Annotated in this window: 15 protein-coding genes; 4 read left to right on the forward strand and 11 right to left on the reverse strand. The window is 61.9% G+C overall.

Features of this window, described 5'->3' with window-relative positions; translation table 11 throughout:
• Positions 1-14: 14 nt before the first annotated feature.
• The 9 genes from ADU59_RS10970 to rsgA form a co-directional block, all read right to left on the reverse strand.
• Positions 15-1,802 (reverse strand): adenine deaminase, encoded by a 1,788-nt coding sequence (locus ADU59_RS10970; RefSeq protein WP_068954173.1) that lies wholly within the window; start codon positions 1,800-1,802, stop codon positions 15-17.
• A complete protein-coding gene (locus ADU59_RS10975) occupies positions 1,799-2,722 on the reverse strand; it encodes a nucleoside hydrolase (RefSeq protein WP_068954174.1) in 924 nt (307 codons plus the stop codon). Before ADU59_RS10975 ends, ADU59_RS10970 begins: the two co-directional genes overlap by 4 nt.
• Positions 2,723-2,728: 6 nt before the next feature.
• Complete coding sequence (locus tag ADU59_RS10980; RefSeq protein WP_068954175.1) at positions 2,729-3,754, reverse strand: ABC transporter ATP-binding protein; 1,026 nt, start codon at positions 3,752-3,754, stop codon at positions 2,729-2,731.
• Complete coding sequence (locus tag ADU59_RS10985) at positions 3,747-4,526, reverse strand: ABC transporter permease (RefSeq protein ID WP_068954176.1); 780 nt, start codon at positions 4,524-4,526, stop codon at positions 3,747-3,749. The genes ADU59_RS10980 and ADU59_RS10985 overlap by 8 nt, the downstream gene beginning before the upstream one ends.
• On the reverse strand, positions 4,523-5,350 hold the full coding sequence (locus ADU59_RS10990) for an ABC transporter permease (RefSeq protein ID WP_068954177.1): 828 nt from the start codon (positions 5,348-5,350) through the stop codon (positions 4,523-4,525). The genes ADU59_RS10985 and ADU59_RS10990 overlap by 4 nt, the downstream gene beginning before the upstream one ends.
• Positions 5,351-5,632: 282 nt before the next feature.
• Positions 5,633-6,655 carry an ABC transporter substrate-binding protein gene (locus ADU59_RS10995; protein WP_068954178.1) on the reverse strand — a complete coding sequence of 341 codons (1,023 nt, stop codon included), beginning with the start codon at positions 6,653-6,655 and terminating at the stop codon, positions 5,633-5,635.
• Between the two features lie 43 nt (positions 6,656-6,698).
• Positions 6,699-7,748, reverse strand: a complete 1,050-nt coding sequence (locus ADU59_RS11000; protein WP_068954179.1) for a LacI family DNA-binding transcriptional regulator — start codon at positions 7,746-7,748, stop codon at positions 6,699-6,701.
• A gap of 142 nt (positions 7,749-7,890) precedes the next feature.
• A complete protein-coding gene (locus ADU59_RS11005) occupies positions 7,891-8,781 on the reverse strand; it encodes an NAD-dependent epimerase/dehydratase family protein (RefSeq protein ID WP_068954180.1) in 891 nt (296 codons plus the stop codon).
• Positions 8,782-8,963: 182 nt separating this feature from the next.
• On the reverse strand, positions 8,964-9,995 hold the full coding sequence (rsgA, locus tag ADU59_RS11010) for a ribosome small subunit-dependent GTPase A (RefSeq protein WP_099050804.1): 1,032 nt from the start codon (positions 9,993-9,995) through the stop codon (positions 8,964-8,966).
• 220 nt (positions 9,996-10,215) lie between these two features.
• Between rsgA and groES the strand changes: the two genes are divergently transcribed.
• From groES to ADU59_RS31450, 4 genes are all read left to right on the forward strand, one after another.
• Positions 10,216-10,512 (forward strand): co-chaperone GroES, encoded by a 297-nt coding sequence (gene groES / locus ADU59_RS11015; protein ID WP_068954182.1) that lies wholly within the window; start codon positions 10,216-10,218, stop codon positions 10,510-10,512.
• Positions 10,513-10,579: 67 nt separating this feature from the next.
• The gene (gene groL, locus ADU59_RS11020; RefSeq protein ID WP_068954183.1) at positions 10,580-12,205 is read left to right on the forward strand and encodes a chaperonin GroEL; all 1,626 of its coding nucleotides are present in this window, start codon (positions 10,580-10,582) and stop codon (positions 12,203-12,205) included.
• A gap of 178 nt (positions 12,206-12,383) precedes the next feature.
• Positions 12,384-12,677: a hypothetical protein gene (locus ADU59_RS11025; protein WP_068954184.1), complete on the forward strand. Its 294-nt coding sequence runs from the start codon at positions 12,384-12,386 to the stop codon at positions 12,675-12,677.
• Positions 12,678-12,861: 184 nt separating this feature from the next.
• Positions 12,862-13,038 carry a hypothetical protein gene (locus ADU59_RS31450; RefSeq protein WP_193427076.1) on the forward strand — a complete coding sequence of 59 codons (177 nt, stop codon included), beginning with the start codon at positions 12,862-12,864 and terminating at the stop codon, positions 13,036-13,038.
• A gap of 191 nt (positions 13,039-13,229) precedes the next feature.
• Here the strand turns inward: ADU59_RS31450 and ADU59_RS11035 are convergent, their stop codons facing one another.
• Complete coding sequence (locus ADU59_RS11035) at positions 13,230-15,398, reverse strand: glycoside hydrolase (RefSeq protein ID WP_068954186.1); 2,169 nt, start codon at positions 15,396-15,398, stop codon at positions 13,230-13,232.
• On the reverse strand, positions 15,395-16,393 hold the full coding sequence (locus ADU59_RS11040) for a glycosyltransferase family 2 protein (RefSeq protein ID WP_068954522.1): 999 nt from the start codon (positions 16,391-16,393) through the stop codon (positions 15,395-15,397). The genes ADU59_RS11035 and ADU59_RS11040 overlap by 4 nt, the downstream gene beginning before the upstream one ends.
• Positions 16,394-16,472: the final 79 nt, after the last annotated feature.

The following is a 16,472-nucleotide window of genomic DNA, read 5'->3' on the forward strand; positions in this document are numbered from 1 at the left end:
TCCGGCCGACGATATCAGGTGCCGGCCAAGATCGGGCTTTCCAGCAGCGTTCCGGTTTCGACATCGGCAATGCCCCGGTCCGTCTGGTGCGGGCCGGTGTTGCAGGCAAGGGTCGCCCCAAAGCAGGCCTTGAAGACCAGATAAGGCGGTTGCCATTCGACAATACCGTCCATGGCGGTGCGAATGCCTGCGAAATCCCGGGCGACATTATCGAGCGGCGCATCGGATACCAGGCCCGAAAGGGGCAGCGGCAGGAGTGCATCGATCTTGCGGCCGGACGCAACCGCCATGCCGCCGCCAGCTGCGATCACCGCATTGGCGGCAACCGCCATGTCTTCCGGGTTGCTGCCGAACACGGTGAGGTTATGGCTGTCATGGGAAACGGTGGTGGCGAAAGCGCCGCGCCAGCCCCCCCAGCCCCGAAGAAATCCGACGCGTGGACGGCTGTCACCGCGCCCGTGGCGGTGAGCCACGGCAATCAGCGTCGTTTCCGCAGGTGGCACCACGAAGCCATCCCGGACTTCCGCCTTCGCTTCGCCCCAACGGGTAAAGCGCGGCTGGTCGATGGTGGCGATCCGGACGGTCTTTTCACCGGAAGAAACACGGAAATCATCGACCGTGAGCGGCTCGATCTTCATCGAATGCTGGAGCGCGGCTGTATCGGCAGGCGTGATCTCCTGTAGCATGTGACCGTCCCAGGCCACCGGGACGCCGTTGGTTACGACGATGCGGGCGCGCAGGTCGGCAAGATTATCGAACACCACGATATCGGCCCGCCGTCCCGCAGCCACCAAGCCGAGATCGGGCCGGCCCAGCCGTTGCGCGGCATTGAGCGTCGCTGCCCGCAGCGCCCATTCCGCCTTCAGTCCGTAGCGCACCAGCCGCCGTACCACGTCGTCCAGACCGCCACCGGCAGCAAGATCGTCAGGAAAGGCATCATCGGTACAGAGCGTCACCGTCTGCGGCAGATGGCCGAGCCTGTTCAAGGCATCGACGAATTCCGGCAGCAGATGGTCGTGGGAGCCGCGCAGCTCGATCGTCAGTCCGGCGCGCAGCTTGGCCATCAGGTCTTCCGCCGAGACGAGTTCGTGGTCGGAGGTAACGCCGGCCGCCATGAAGGCGGTGAGATCGCCATCCGTCAGGCCGCGGGCATGGCCGCAGATCAGCTTTCCGGAGGTGAGCCCCGCCTGAACGATGGCGCTCATGCGCGGATCGCGGTCGATCACGCCGCGCATGTTCATCACTTCGGCGATGCCGCCGATTTTCGGCCAGGACAGAAGATCGGCAATCACATCGGTATCGAAATCGGCGCCGTTCAGCTCCAGTCCCGGTGCGGAGGGAACGCAGGAAGGGGCAAGCAGGATGATGCGCAGCGGCGACGCGCGGGCGGCATCGGCGGCAAAGCGCACGCCGGGCACGCCATGGACGTTGCCGAACTCGTGCGGGTCCCAGACGATGGTCGTCACGCCGCGCGGCAGCACGGCCCTGGCATAGTTTGCGGGCGTCACCATCGAGCTTTCGACATGCATATGCGTGTCGATCAGGCCCGGTGAAATGAAACCGCCGGAGGCATCGATGATATCCGTCGCATCGTTCCTTTCCGCTGTCGGGTGGACGCTGGCGATCAGTGCTCCGACAATGCCGATATCGGCGGCGCGCAGTTCGCCCGTGACCATATCGACGAGCGTGCCGTTGACGATCAGGGTATCGAAGGGAGCATCGCCCCTTGCCGCCGCAATCGCACGAGTGCGCAGATCGGCATCGTTGAGGTCGGCGGGTTCCTGTGCCGAAAGGTTCGTCATTTTTGCGCCTCCCACAGCAAGGCGTCGAGAACGATTGCCTTGATCGCCGCTGCGTCGCAGTCGGCCGCGAATGTGGCATTAAAGGCGCCGTGGCTGGCACGGGTTTCCACCACCGTGCGACCACGCGTCAGGGAGCCGGCAAGCTCCATGTCGATCCTTGCGGGGTGGAAGGTGACGAGATCGGGACGGACGAAGGCTGCAGCAGCCGATGGGTCGTAGACCGCCATCGCCGGTCGGCCGCGGCTGACACCGATATTGATGTAACCCGCGAGCATGTCGGCGAGGAGTGCCGCGTTGGCCCCGCCTGCCTGGCGGATCGGCCCGATATCCTCGGGGGATGCCAGAACCGTGCGGCAGAAATCGAGATCGACCATGCGCAGCGGCAGGCCATGGGCGAGAGCGATCGCCACGGCTTCCGGATCGGCAAGCGCGTTGAACTCGGCGGATGCCGTGTGGTTACCACGCGACAGCCCGCCGCCCATCCAGGTCAGGTCATCGATCCGGGCGGCGAGATCGGGCCGCGCCAGCGCGAGAGCCGCGATGTTGGTAAGAGGGCCAAGCGCGAGAATGCGGCGCGGCGAAGGGCCGTTTTCCAGCCAGGCGCAAAGGGTGGAAAAGGCGTCATCACTTGCCGGATCATCCGCCTCCGGTAGCGTCAACCCCGCCGTCGGAATGCCGGTTTCGCCGAGGATTGCCTGGGCGGTTTCCAGTGCGCCGAGGACCGGGCGGCTGCGCCCGGCATGAATGGGGACAGTCCAGCCGAAGGCCTTTGCCGCACCCGCTGCATTGCGGCGTACCTGTTCCATCGGCGTATTGCCGAACACCAGCGATATGCCGTCGATGGCAATGCCCGCATGCATCACCACCAGAATGGCCGCGATGTCGTCAAATCCCATATCCGTATCGATCCAGACACCCATGGCGGCTTACCCGAACCGCTTGAGGCGCGCGGCGCTTTCGACCGGGAGGTCGAACGCAACGTCCGAGCCAAGCGCATGCGCCAGCAAGGTCGCGTCCACTTCCGCCTTGATGATACCCAGTGGCGTTTCCAGCACATATTCGCGCGTGCCGCCGGCAAAGGAAACGCCGCGCACGATCCCCTTCAAGGGGCCGGAGCCCAGAGAAATTGCGCGCGGGCGCCAGGCCAGTCCGGCTGCCTCGGGAAGTTTTCCCGAAAGAAAGACCTCGCCGGTGCCGGCGACAAGCTTGCCGTCGCGGATGGCGAAGATATTTTCAAAGCCGACGAAATCGGCGACGAAGCTGGAGACCGGGTGATTGTAGATCTCCTCGGGCGTGCCGATCTGCTCGATGGCGCCGTTCTTCATCACGACGATCCGGTCGGCCAGCGCCAAAGCCTCGACCTGATCATGGGTGACGAAGATCATCGTCACTCCGCTTTCCTTCTGCACGCGCTGCAATTCCGTGCGCATTTCAAGACGCAGGCGGGCATCGAGATTGGAGAGCGGTTCGTCGAGCAAAAGCACCTTGGGCTCCATGACCATGGAGCGGGCGAGCGCGACGCGCTGCTGCTGGCCGCCGGACAGTTCCGGTGTCTTGCGATCGGCGAAGGCGGCTAGGCCGACGGATTTGAGACCGGCCGAGACTTTAGCCTCCAGTTCGGTGCCGCGCATGCCCTTGAGCTTGAGGCCGAAGGCGACATTCTCGAAGACCGTCAGGTGAGGGAACAGCGCATAGGACTGGAACACCAGCCCAACCGCGCGCTTGTTGGCAGCGACGCGGGTGATGTCGGCGCCGTCGAGGCGGATTCGGCCGCCAACCGGGGTCATCAGGCCGGCGATCGAGCGCATCGTCGTGGTCTTGCCGCAGCCGGAGGGGCCGAGCAGCGCCAGCAATTCGCCCTTTTTGATCTCAAGATCGAGATCCTTGACGGCGACAGTATTGCCATAGGCCAGCGAAAGCTTGTCGAGGATGAGAAAGGATGTGTCAGACATAACGGGAGAACCCCAGAAAACGTTCGGCGGCAAAGACGATGCCGATGGAGAGGAAAGCGAGCAGCGAAGACAGGGCGGCGATCGACGGGTCGAAGACGATCTCCATATAGCCGAGCATATCGACCGGCAGGGTGCGCACGCCGGGGCCGGAGAGGAACAGCGAGACCGGCACCTGGTTGAAGCTGGTGACGAAGCCGAGAATGAAGGCCGACAGGATGCCGCCGCGAATATTGGGCAGCACCACCCGGAAGAAGGCGCCGAGCCGCGACGAGCCGAGCAGCACCGCCGCTTCCTCGATATCCGAGCGCAGATTGTTGAGGCTCGCCGAGACCACCCGCACCGCATAGGGCAAAACCAGCGCGGTATGGGCGAGGAACAGTGCCAGCGTGATCGACAGCCCGATCGGCACGACGAAATAACGCAGCAGCGCCAGGCCGACGATGATGCCGGGCACGATGATCGGTGCCGAAACGATCGTGCGGACCGTTTCCGAAAATGGCAGCTTGTAGCGCGACATGGCATAGGACGCGGGAATACCGAGCAGAAGAGCCGCGAACGTGCCACCGATTGCCAGGAACATCGACATCACGAAGCTGTCGCGAAAGCTCTCGACGGTGAAGACCTTGAGGATCCACTTGAACGAAAAGCCCTGCGGCGGAAAGGCCAGCGTATCGCCGGCCGAAAATGAGGCAGCGACGATGATCAGGAAGGGCCCAATCAGGAAGATCAGCACCAGAAGCAGCGTGATCGGGGCAAACAGTCTCTGGATCATCGCTTGTTCCTCGCCGTTGCGATCCGCTTGAGGAGAATATTGGCAGCGAAGCTCATGACGATCAGAATGAAGGCAATAACGCTGGCCGAAACGAAATTGTTGGCGACGGTGACCTGCTGGTAGAGCAGCGTCTCCAGCATCAGCACCTTCGATCCGCCGAGAATGGCCGGGGTGATATAAGCCGTCATCGAACCGGTGAAGACCAGCGTTCCGCCGACCACCAGACCTTCGCGGGTCAGCGGTAGGATGACCTTCCAGAACACCTGCAACCAGTTGGCACCGAGCACGCGGGCGGCGGGCACGACATCCTTGGGCAGGTTTTCGAGCGCGCTGATCAGCGAGATCACCATCAGTGGCAGGAAGAGCTGTAGGAGGCCGATGAAAACGGCGGTTTCGCTGAACAGAATGCGGATCGGCTCATCGCTCAGGCCAATCGCCATCAGCGCCTGATTGACGATGCCGGTGCGGCCGAGAATGACGATCCAGGCATAGGTGCGGGCGACCGGCGAAATCATCAGCGGTAGCACGATAAGGCCGATCATCCGTCCTTTGGCGCCCGGCGGCAGGCTGACGATGGCATAGGCCGTGGCATAACCGATCACGGCAGCTGCAGCGGTGACGAGCGCGCCGAGCTTCAGGGTTCGCAGAAAGACCGTCCGGTTCAGCGGTTGCGAGAAGAAATCCGTATAGGCCGACAGGCTCCAGCCATCCGCCGAGCGAAACCCTTCCGACAACAGCAGGATGACTGGCACGAGGAAGACCAGCCCGGCGAATATCGCGGCCGGCAGGGCGAGCGCCAGTGCTTCTGCCCGGTTCTGGAACATGGTTGGTCGTCTCCGGCGTTGGGCACGGCGCGCGTGCCCGTCTTCAAATATTCTTTCTCGGCCGCCCCTCATCCGCCCTGTCGGGCACCTTCTCCCCGCAGGCGGGGAGACGGAACAAGCAGCAAACTCTGTAGTCCCCTCTCCCCGCGAGCGGGGAGAGGGCTAGGGTGAGGGGCTGTGGCAGCAGCATCCCACCGTTGGTGGTTGTTTCAGTCGGGGCGCGGCAGCGAACCGAAGTCCGCAGGCCGCGCCCCTCGCCTTGGGAGGCATTCGTATGGGCGGTTACTGGCCGACCTTGGCGTTCCATTCGGACAGCCAGGCATCGCGGTTGTCGAGCGCCACGGCTGAAGGGATCAGCTTCAGGCTCTTGGCGGTTTCCTCGCCATAGGTGATGTTGCCCGCGACCGCGTCGGAAACCTTGGCTTCCTTGTTGGCCGGGCTGTCGACCAGCTTTTCGGCGAGCTTGGTCTGGATGTCGGTCGAGAGCCAGAAGTCCATGAATTCTAGCGCCAGATCCTGATTCTTCGAGCCCTTGGTCAGGACCATCACGTTCATGCCGCCGGTCTGGCCTTCCTTCGGCGTCGCCCAGCCCAGCGGCAGGTCGAGCTTGGTGAACGGCGCCCAGGAGAAGCGGCCGATCGGTGCCGCCCAGATTTCCTCCTGCTGCATCAGCTGAACGAGCTGTGAGGACTTGACGTAGAAGGTGACGATACCGTCCTTCGCCGCGCCAACCGCTTCGATTGCGCCCTTCAGGTCGGGCGTATCCTTGCCGAGCGCCTTGCCCAGCATGTAGAGGGCCGGCGGTCCCTGGTTGGTTGTGACGTTCGGGAAGGCGACATGGCCGGCATATTCCGGCTTCAGCAGATCGGCCCAGGACTCGATCTTCATCTTGTCGGTGCGGTAGACGATCGAGGTTGCGTAGAAGGTATAACCGACGCTCATGCCGTCGCCGTTCGGATCCTTGGCGATATCGTAGAGCTTGTCGAAATTGGTGAGCTTGGACGTGTCGATCTTCTCGATCAAACCACCCCGGTCCGCCGACAGTGCGTCGGCCATCGAAACCACGGCCATGTCGATCACCGGATTGGCCTTGTTGGCTTCGATCTTGGCCAGACGCTCGACGCTGTTGCCGGTTTCCACCACCAGTTTGCAGCCGCATTTGGCTTCAAAGGGATCGTAGACGATCTCCTTGAACTCGTCCTGCGCGAAAGCATAGACGGAAATCGTCAGGGTCTTTTCCTGCGCATGGGCGGCACCCATGGTCAGCATCAGCATGGCGGCCGATGAAAAGAGCATTTTGTTCATATGCGTTCTCCTGCTGGAATGTGTTGGCTGGCGGTTTTCTGGGTCATGCGCGGTTGATGGGGGGTGGCGGTGCCGATGTCTGCCGGACCACCAGCTGCATGGGCACACCCGGCCGCCCGGCGGCAGCGACTGTACCTGTCGCAGTCCGTGGTATGCCGGAACTGGAAACGGGATCGGCTTCGATGACGCGCACCAGAGCCGCGATGGCGATCTCGGCGATCTCCGTCATGTTCATCCGAACGGTTGTCAGACCGGGTGTTACGGCCGACGACCAGATGAGGTCGTCGAAACCCGTCACGCTGCCCCCCTCCGGCACGGCGACACCGGCGCGCTGCAATTCCGTCAGCGCGCGAAGCGCATGCAGATCGGAGACGGCGGCAAAGGCGGTAAAGCCTTCGTCAGCCTTTTGACGGAGCCCGAGAAGGCTTCCCTTGCCATGCGTCTGCTCGTGTCTTTCGATCCACAGCACATCCGCATGGGCGCCCTCGGGCAGCCGGGACTTCATGCCGCCGATGCGGTCGTTCTGCACATTCGATGCGGGATTGTTGCCGATCAGCAGAAACTTGCGGTGTCCAAGCGATGCCAGATGCTCGACGATTGCCTGTCCGCCTTGCCAGTGATCGGCCGAGACCGTGTTGCCGGGGGTGGAGGGGCTGTCGATCACCGCCACCGGGCAGCCGATATCGGCAATGCGGGTTCCACGCCGGGGCACGATGATGATGCCGTCGACATCGCGTTCGATCAGCCGGTTGATGGCTTCCGTCTGCATGGCAACGTCGCCGCGCGAGTCGGCGATCAGGACGCCGTAGCCGGCATTGCTTGCCGCAAATTCGATCGCCTGGGCGATCTGCGGAAAGAGCGGATTGGCGATGTCGGGAAGCACCAGACCGAGGACACCGGTGCGTCCGGTGCGAAGGGCCCGTCCGGTGAGGCTTGGCGTGTAGCCGAGATCGGCGGCCGTGGCGCGGATCTTTTCCGCAAGCTCGGCCGAAACCCGGCCTTTTCCGGAGAGCGCATTGGAAACGGTCGCGGCAGACACGCCAAGCGAAGCGGCGATCTGACTGAGATTCGATCCTGTGCGCACAGTGGCCATTCGATCCGGCGGAGTTGATTAATCGATTAATCAACTCCGCTACAGCAATTTCACGGCGTTGTCGAGACGCGCACAGTGATTTGCGGATGTGGTTGCAGCAGGCGCTTGCGTCGTTTGCCGGCTTATCCCCTGGAAAGCGGTGTCAAACGCCGGGGACGTATTTGCGCCAGTTGTGTTCTTCCTTGAAGCCAAGGACCTCCCGGATCTTCCGGTTGGACAGGGGAGCTTCGAATTCGCCGAGGTCCCGCGTGATGGGGGTGTTCGGCGCCCAGCGGCCAAGAAACGCGCGCGTTGGCTCGGTGGCTGTGATGGTGTCGTTGACGGCGTTGAAAACCTGGAAGCCGAGGCCATCGGCCTGCAAGCAAAGGTCGACGATCTGCCCGAGATCGCGGGCATCGATGTAGCTCCAGGCGTTGCGCTTGCGCGATGCCGGATCGGCGAGGAAACCCGGAAAACGGTCATATTCATGCGGCTCGATGACGTTGGCGATCCGCAGGGCATAGATGTCGATCCCGCTGCGCATCGCAAATGCCCGCGCGGTCTTCTCGTTGACGACCTTGGACAGGCCGTAGCTGTCCATCGGGTCTGTGTCGTAGTCTTCTTCGAGCGGGAGCGTGTGGAAATCCTTGTCGCCTTCGGCAAAACAGACGCCATAGGTCGTTTCGCTCGACGCGATGATCACCTTGCGGATGCCAAGCTTCACGGCGGCCTCGATGACATTGTAGGTCGAGATCGCATTGACCGCGAAGGTCTGGTTGTCCGGCTTGAGGAAGAGGGCCGGAATCGCTGCGAAATGTACGACGGCATCGACCTTGGCCGGTCCGCCTCCCGTCTGCAGGTCGTCGCCGCTGAAATGCATCGACAAGGCGTTGAAGGTCTGGCCGCTGTCGGTCAGGTCCGTGATCAGCGTCCGCACGCCGGGGAGCGGTACAAGGTCGAGATTAAGGATCTCGTGCCCCTTGTTCTGCAGATACGGAACGGCATGGCGGCCTGCCTTGCCGCTGCCGCCGGTAAAGATGACCCGTTTGCTCATGTGATGTCCGCTTCCTCTGGAACGAAGCCCTGCGCTGGAGCAAGGGCATATGAAGGTTCGGATGAATCCGTACAATGCCGGGCAGGGATGAATCAATGGGGTGGAAATCGCTGAACCGATGAGCGGGTTTCAGTATCAGGGCCTCGACGCTGACGGGAAGCCGCCGCCGGCTGGAATGATGCTCAGTATTTTTTCTTCTGGCTGATTTTGTTGCCGCGCGGCCCCGTCTGTACCGGCGTGTTGCTGACGTTTTCGTCGAGCAGCTTGCGCCAGCGGGCCAGCCGGTCGGCGTCCAGGGTGCCGGCATTCACCGCCGCCCGAACCGCGCAGCCCGGTTCATGGTCGTGGGTGCAATCGCGGAACTTGCACAGAGGCGCAAGATCGGTGATTTCGGAAAACAGGGTGTCGATCCCGTCCGATGCGTCGCTGACATGTAACGTGCGCATCCCCGGCGTATCGATCACCCAGCCGCCGCCGGCAATGGCGTGCAGCGACCGCGCGGTGGTGGTGTGGCGCCCCTTGGCATCGTGTTCGCGGATGTCTCCGGTCTGCTGGGCTGCATCGGCATCCTGGCTGAGGCCGGCAAGCGTATTGACAAGCGTCGACTTGCCGACGCCGGATGATCCAACCAGCGCCACGGTCTGCCCGGCGCCGCACCATGGGGTGAGCATGCCGGCGGCATCGGCGGAGCGGCCATTCAGGGCCACGACCTCAAGGTCGCGCTGCAACCCGCGTGCCTGCTGCTCGAAGGTGCCGGCGTCGTCGGTCGTGTCGGCTTTGGTCAGCAGGATCACCGGGTTCGTCCCCGCCTGATTGGCCAGCGCCAGATAGCGCTCCAGCCGGGCAGGGCTGAAATCGGCGTTGCAGGATGTGACGATGAACAGCGTATCGACATTGGCGGCGGCAAGCTGCTGGACGTGCCTGCCTTCGGTCCGGCGCTGCAACACGGTCCGGCGGTCAAGACGGCGGATGAGCAGATGGCTCCGGGGATCGGCAAGCACCCAGTCGCCGACGGCGAAATCGGCGGTGTTGATTTTGTGAGCCAGGGGCAGCCTGACCGGTCCAGCCGCCGATATCGCGGTCAGTCTGGCTCGATGGACTTCGGCGATGCGCAACGGCACCAGATCGATTTCGTCGGGTGCTATCTGGGACGCAAAGAAATCGGACCAGCCTAGGGACGCAAGAAACGCCGTATCAACGGATTGCGTCACAATATCGTCCCGGGAAACGGCATCGCATTCATGGACTGTCTCTTTCGTGCAGTAAGCTGAAACGCTGATAGCAGAACCGGTGGGACACTACCAATCGATTCCGGGTGTTTTGGCCGACATCCGGTCTGCCATGGAATGATCGCTAGCACTCTAGGCAAGAGAGTGCTACTGATCACGGATGGGATAAGCCATCCGGCTGTGATCTCATCAAGGAATCCAAAACATGACAAGCACCAATTTTCGCCCGCTGCACGATCGTGTGGTCGTGCGCCGTATCGAGGCTGAAGCCAAGACCAAGGGCGGCATCATCATTCCGGATACCGCCAAGGAAAAGCCGCAGGAAGGCGAAATCGTCGCCGTCGGCACCGGTACCCGCGATGAGAGCGGCAAGATCATTGCGCTCGACGTCAAGGCAGGCGATCGCATTCTGTTCGGCAAATGGTCGGGCACTGAAGTCAAGCTTGGCGGCGAAGACCTTCTGATCATGAAGGAAGCCGACATCATGGGCGTTATCGGCTGATAGCCGGTCGTTTCTTTCTATCCCTTTTTGTGAAGACCATTGGGCGATGAGCCCGGGAGTTCTTTCTATGGCTGCCAAACAAATCAAATTCGGCCGCGATGCGCGCGAAAAGCTGCTGCGCGGCGTCGACATTCTCGCTGATGCCGTCAAAGTCACGCTCGGTCCGAAGGGCCGTAACGTCATCATCGACAAGTCCTATGGCGCACCGCGCATTACCAAGGACGGTGTAACTGTCGCCAAGGAAATCGAACTCGAAGACAAGTTCGAAAACATGGGCGCCCAGATGGTCCGCGAAGTTGCTTCGAAGACCAACGACATTGCCGGCGACGGCACGACGACGGCGACCGTTCTCGCCCAGGCGATCGTTCGCGAAGGTGCCAAGGCCGTTGCCGCCGGCATGAACCCGATGGACCTGAAGCGCGGCATCGATCTTGCCGTTGCCGAAGTCGTCAAGGACATTGTCGGCAAGGCCAAGAAGATCAGCACTTCGGATGAAGTGGCCCAGGTCGGCACGATCTCCGCCAATGGCGAAAAGGAAATCGGCCAGTACATCGCTGAAGCGATGCAGAAGGTCGGCAATGAAGGCGTCATCACGGTTGAAGAAGCCAAGACCGCCGACACCGAACTCGAAGTCGTCGAAGGCATGCAGTTCGACCGCGGCTACCTGAGCCCGTATTTCGTCACCAACCCGGAAAAGATGGTTGCCGAGCTCGAGGACGCCTATGTTCTCCTTCACGAGAAGAAGCTTTCCAATCTTCAGGCTCTTTTGCCTGTGCTGGAAGCTGTCGTTCAGACCGGCAAGCCGATGCTGATCATCTCGGAAGACGTCGAAGGCGAAGCTCTTGCAACGCTCGTCGTCAACAAGCTGCGTGGCGGCCTGAAGATCGCTGCCGTCAAGGCGCCGGGCTTCGGCGATCGCCGCAAGGCCATGCTCGAAGACATCGCCATTTTGACGGCCGGTCAGGTGATTTCCGAAGATGTCGGCATCAAGCTGGAGAATGTCACGCTCGACATGCTCGGCCGCGTGAAAAAGGTGACGATCACCAAAGAAAACACCATCCTGGTTGATGGCGCCGGCAAGAAGGCCGAGATCGATGGCCGTGTCGCCCAGATCAAGGCGCAGATCGAGGAAACCACGTCCGACTATGACAAGGAAAAGCTGCAGGAACGTCTTGCCAAGCTCGCTGGCGGCGTTGCCGTCATCCGCGTCGGCGGTGCGACTGAAATCGAAGTCAAGGAAAAGAAGGACCGCATCGACGACGCGCTGAATGCAACGCGCGCTGCCGTCGAAGAAGGCATCGTTCCCGGTGGCGGTACGGCTCTGCTGCGTGCTTCGATCGTTCTCGACCTCAAGGGTGCCAACGACGACCAGACGGCCGGCATCAACATCGTCCGCAAGGCGCTTCAGTCGCTGGTTCGCCAGATCGCTGAAAATGCCGGCGACGAAGGTTCGATCGTGATCGGCAAGATCCTCGAAAGCAACACCGACAATTACGGCTACAACGCCCAGACCGGCGAATATGGCGACATGATCGCCATGGGTATCGTCGATCCGGTCAAGGTTGTGCGCACGGCCCTGCAGAACGCGGCTTCGGTTGCCGGCCTGCTGGTGACCACCGAAGCCATGATTGCCGAACTTCCGAAGAAGGATGCCGCCGGCGGCGGCATGCCCGACATGGGCGGCATGATGTAACCAGTTTCCAATCTGGAAACCTGTTAGACTTTCGACTGTGAGGAGGGTTCCGGCCAATCGGGGCCCTCTTCATGACGCATTGTCGATATTCGCAAGCTGGCGCTGCCGTTCCATGCCGCGCTGCCTGTTGATAGCTTTTTTCTCCATTTCAGATCGATAGCCTACCCAAGGACAGAATATGATTAAGCTCGAACTCACGCCGGTCCAGATCAGAGGACTGAAGCTCGCCAAGGAAGGCAAACTTTTTCCGCAACCGGCGAAGAAGTGGACCCATCTCAACGCGACGGTCACCTATGCAAAGACCGACAGGTTTCAGGAACGGCCACAGAAAATCAGGTTCCTGACAACGGTGACCCTGAATGAACTCGAAGAGTTCGGGTTGCTGGAACGCAGCCATCTTGACGACAACGTATCGAACGATCCGCGCGAGATAACGATGGCCGGCAAGATGTGGCTGATGGCCAACAAGTAGGCCCGGCAGATTCGACGGGCGCCGGCGATGACCTTCAACAGGTCTGCGTCAGAAGTCGGCTGCCCGTTCCACGCCTGATCGCATTCCGTTACTTCGCAGCAAATATGAACCGGTTTTCACCGGGAGATCACCGTCTTGGTTCTCCTCCGGGAGCATAAGCGGTCTTTTGCTCGAACCGGAATTTATGGCCGCACCGGCAGCGGATCATGTGTTTGCTCGGATTGCTGGAGGCAAACTCGGTTTCGAAGCCGCCGGGCAGGTCGTCGATCTGGAATCCGCGTGTCTTGCGGCGGGGATCGTCATCCTCGGATACCTCGGCGAAACCCGCGTGTCCGCATTGGCCGCATTCCAGCTTCCTTGAGTATCTGTCTCGCGCAGCCATCTTCACTCCTTCGAAAGAAGCAGGTCATACCAAAAATGCCGCCGGATGGAAGGGCTGTCGGGCCGTGTTTCGACCGCCGGCCCCTGTTTCGTCCCCGTCATAGCGTTCGCACGAACCCGTTCTGGACGGGGGGCTGTGTATGAGCGGAAGGCGGTCTACGCCCTATGGCGTTAGTCCGCTTCGAGAAGAAAGAAGGTTGTCGGGCCGGAGATCGTATCGTTGGAAATGCGGAAACCGGCGGGCGATACCGTCTGGGTGGCGGTCGCCGATGTGGCGCCACTAAGCGTGACCGGTGTCAGCCGCCATCGGCCTTCCGCAAGCTTGAGCGACAGGTCGACATAGCCCTTCCGGATCAGGACGGGAAGCCGGCCGAAGTCGGCGATCACCTTCTCTTCGTCATCGCTGAAGCGCATGCCGGTGTTGTGCGCATCGGTGGCGTAGATGACGAGGAGCCTGCGGCTTTGCGCGATGGACGCGGCATCATCCAGCACGGACACGGAGAGCAATCCGTCACCGTCCGACGCCTCGACCCTTACCGTTCCCAGATTGACGGGCTCCCGGAGCGTGGAAAAGGCCACGGCCTCCGTCCGGGGGGTGGAGACGCGCAATTGCCCGCGCAGGCGGTCAAGCAGCAGCTCGCCGGTGTCGCTTTGGTAGAGGCCGGTCTTCAGGTCGGTCTGGTTGTCCTTCGCCAGTAATCCGGCGGCCTTGACGGCATCGAGGATGGCCTGCGGATCCACGGAAGACCGCGGTTGCCCGACAGCCGGTCTGCCATCTGCTTCGCTTGCCTTTTCCATACCGATCGCGCCGACAAGCGCAAGCTCGGTGAGCCGCTCGGGCTCGCGCGCCTGCATGTCGCCGTCAAGATCCTCCGGTCCCCGCACATGGAATGGAATGGTTAGTTTCGAGGCTGAGACGTCGCCACGCCGGTAGAGAAGCGCTGCCAGCGTCTCGCCGGCGCGCGCGACAGGGTCGAGGGCGATGGCATAGGGCAGCATGGCCTTCTTGTGCGCATAGGGCTCGTTGTATTTGAGGATGATCGGTCCATGTCCGTGGCGGCACAGGACATCCCACCCTTGCTGGGCGGCATAGGCCGGCATTACCAGCCCAGCCTCGTAGCGATAACGGTTCCAGAACAGATGATCGTATTCGCTGACGACGAAGGGTTTGCCGAGCCAGCGGGCGGCGGCGATCAGGCGCATATAGCCGGCGCCATCATCGATGGAGCTGTTCTGCGTCATGGTCGCGCCCGGCGCGTAGCTGCCGACCCAGTCCTGATAGGTATTCATCGTGACGACGGGAAGGTCCTGCCGGCTGAGCGTCGTCTGGATCGTCGGCCAGTTGTTGAAATTGCTGATCTCTCCCTTGTAGCCGAGTTCGCGCAAAGCCTTGGTCATCCGGGCGGCCGTCGTGGTTTCGACGGAAACGAAGAATGCCTGGAGATCCTTGAGGCGTGGCGAATCTTCATAGCGCGATCGCGGCAAAGCGACGGATGCATCCTCCAGCCGCTCGTTTGCCGCAAGGTCGGGCCATGCCCTGGAAAGCGCATCGGTGGAGCCATATTGCTTCTCAAGCCAGCGGTTGAACGGCAGCTTCAGGCGCTCGTCGTAGTGCGGCTTTCCCTCCCGCTCGCGCACGATACTGTCGAATTCGATGTTGTTCTCATTGACGAGAATGACGAGCGCGAGCGCCTTGTCATCGATTGGCGCTGTGCCGGTATAGGGATTGACCAGGGACAGGAACCGGCGCTGGAACTCCAACCAGTGGTCGTATGCCTTGTCGTCGAAATAAAGCGCAAGCTTCAGATCGCTGGATGGATCCCAGCGGTCGTCATAGCCGCCATAGGCGCCGCGCCAGGAGGAAAGACCATCCATGATCCAGTAGATGCCGTTGCGTTTGAGCGCGGCAAGCAGGTAGTGGATGCGGTCGAGGACCTCCGGATCGAAGTCGAAATCGCGGCTGCGGCCGAACATCAGGCTGGCATCGACAAAATGAAGCCGGGCGATGTTGTAGCCGTGTTTGGCAAGCTCGGCCGCATAGAGATCGGCATCGGCATGATTGGGAAAACCGCCCGAGGCCGGGCTCCAGGCCAGCGATGCGCATAGAAGCCGCACGGGTTTTTCCGGCTCGCCGGCGCGGACGAGACGGCCCTGTTTGCCGGTGACAAGCTGGCCGCCGTCGGCGATCGGACGGTTGGGCAGAAAGGCCGAAAAGTCGAGAGGGCTGCCTTCGCCGAGCACCATTGAGGTCTCGCGCACGGGCAGCCACTCGTCCGAGGCCAATCCGGGCGAGGGGATCGCCAGCATGGCGGCGACAACCCATCGAAGCGCTCGCGTCATGGAGCGGTTCCGATCGTCCGGCTTTCGACCCAGGCATCCGGAGGCAGGCGGCGACGGAAAAAGCCCGCCGGTACGGCAGCTGCGTGGAAACACCAGGCGACGACGGTATAGAGACCCATGGCAGCGCTGCGCTTCTTGATGCTGATCAACAGCACGATCAACGCAGCCAGCGCGATCACCGCTGCCAGACCCGAGACGATGCCGGGCGCCAGCAGCAGGATGAGGGCGGACACAGCCCACCAGCAATAGACGGCGGCCCAGAGCTTCAGCTCCGGCAGTTCGGCGATCAGCCGACCGAAATAGGGTTTGCCGACCGATGCGCGCAGCAGCTCGCCGGTGCCGAACAGGTACTTGCTGTTCCAGCGGCGGACGAGCAGCTTGTAGGAATTCGACGTATGGCCGAAGTGGCTGACGAAGCGCTGGTCGAGGCGATGGAGCCGCCAGCCCAGGCTACGCAATCGGACGCCAAGATCGAATTCCTCGTAGCCGTGCAGATTGCGATCGGAGATATAGCCGGTCTTTTCGATGGCGCTGCGCCGGTAGAGACCGCCGCCGTTCATCCGGTCGATGTCGCCCACCCGGTTCTCGGGCGCATTGCGCTGGACCCGGCGCGCATATTCGAGATTGGCGGTCTGCATCTCCTCCACATGCCCGGTGACGCCGGCGACATCCGGATTGCCGGCGAGAAAGCGCAGTGCGTCGGGCAGGAATTGCGGATCGAGGATCATGTCGCCGTCAAGTAGGCAGATATGATCGAAGGTCGAATACTGGAAGCCGAGCTGCGGCCCGATCCCGCAACTGGCCTGCGCCGGCGGTGCGATCTGTGCAACGATGACCGGATAGCCGGACGCGATCTCCACCGTGCGGTCGCGGGAGCCGCTGTCGGCGACGATGACTTCGCCGATGCCGCCGGGGAGCGCCGCCAGAGCGCTTTCGATGGTCGCGGCAATGCGTTTTTCTTCATTCAAGGTCTTGATGATGATCGATACACTCAAAATGACCTCCTGGTCTAAACGCAGCATCGTCGATGCGTTGCCGGACAGGGTTGTGACACCGGTGATGGTACCGGCAAAT

Source organism: Pararhizobium polonicum (assembly GCF_001687365.1).
Lineage (GTDB): Bacteria > Pseudomonadota > Alphaproteobacteria > Rhizobiales > Rhizobiaceae > Pararhizobium > Pararhizobium polonicum.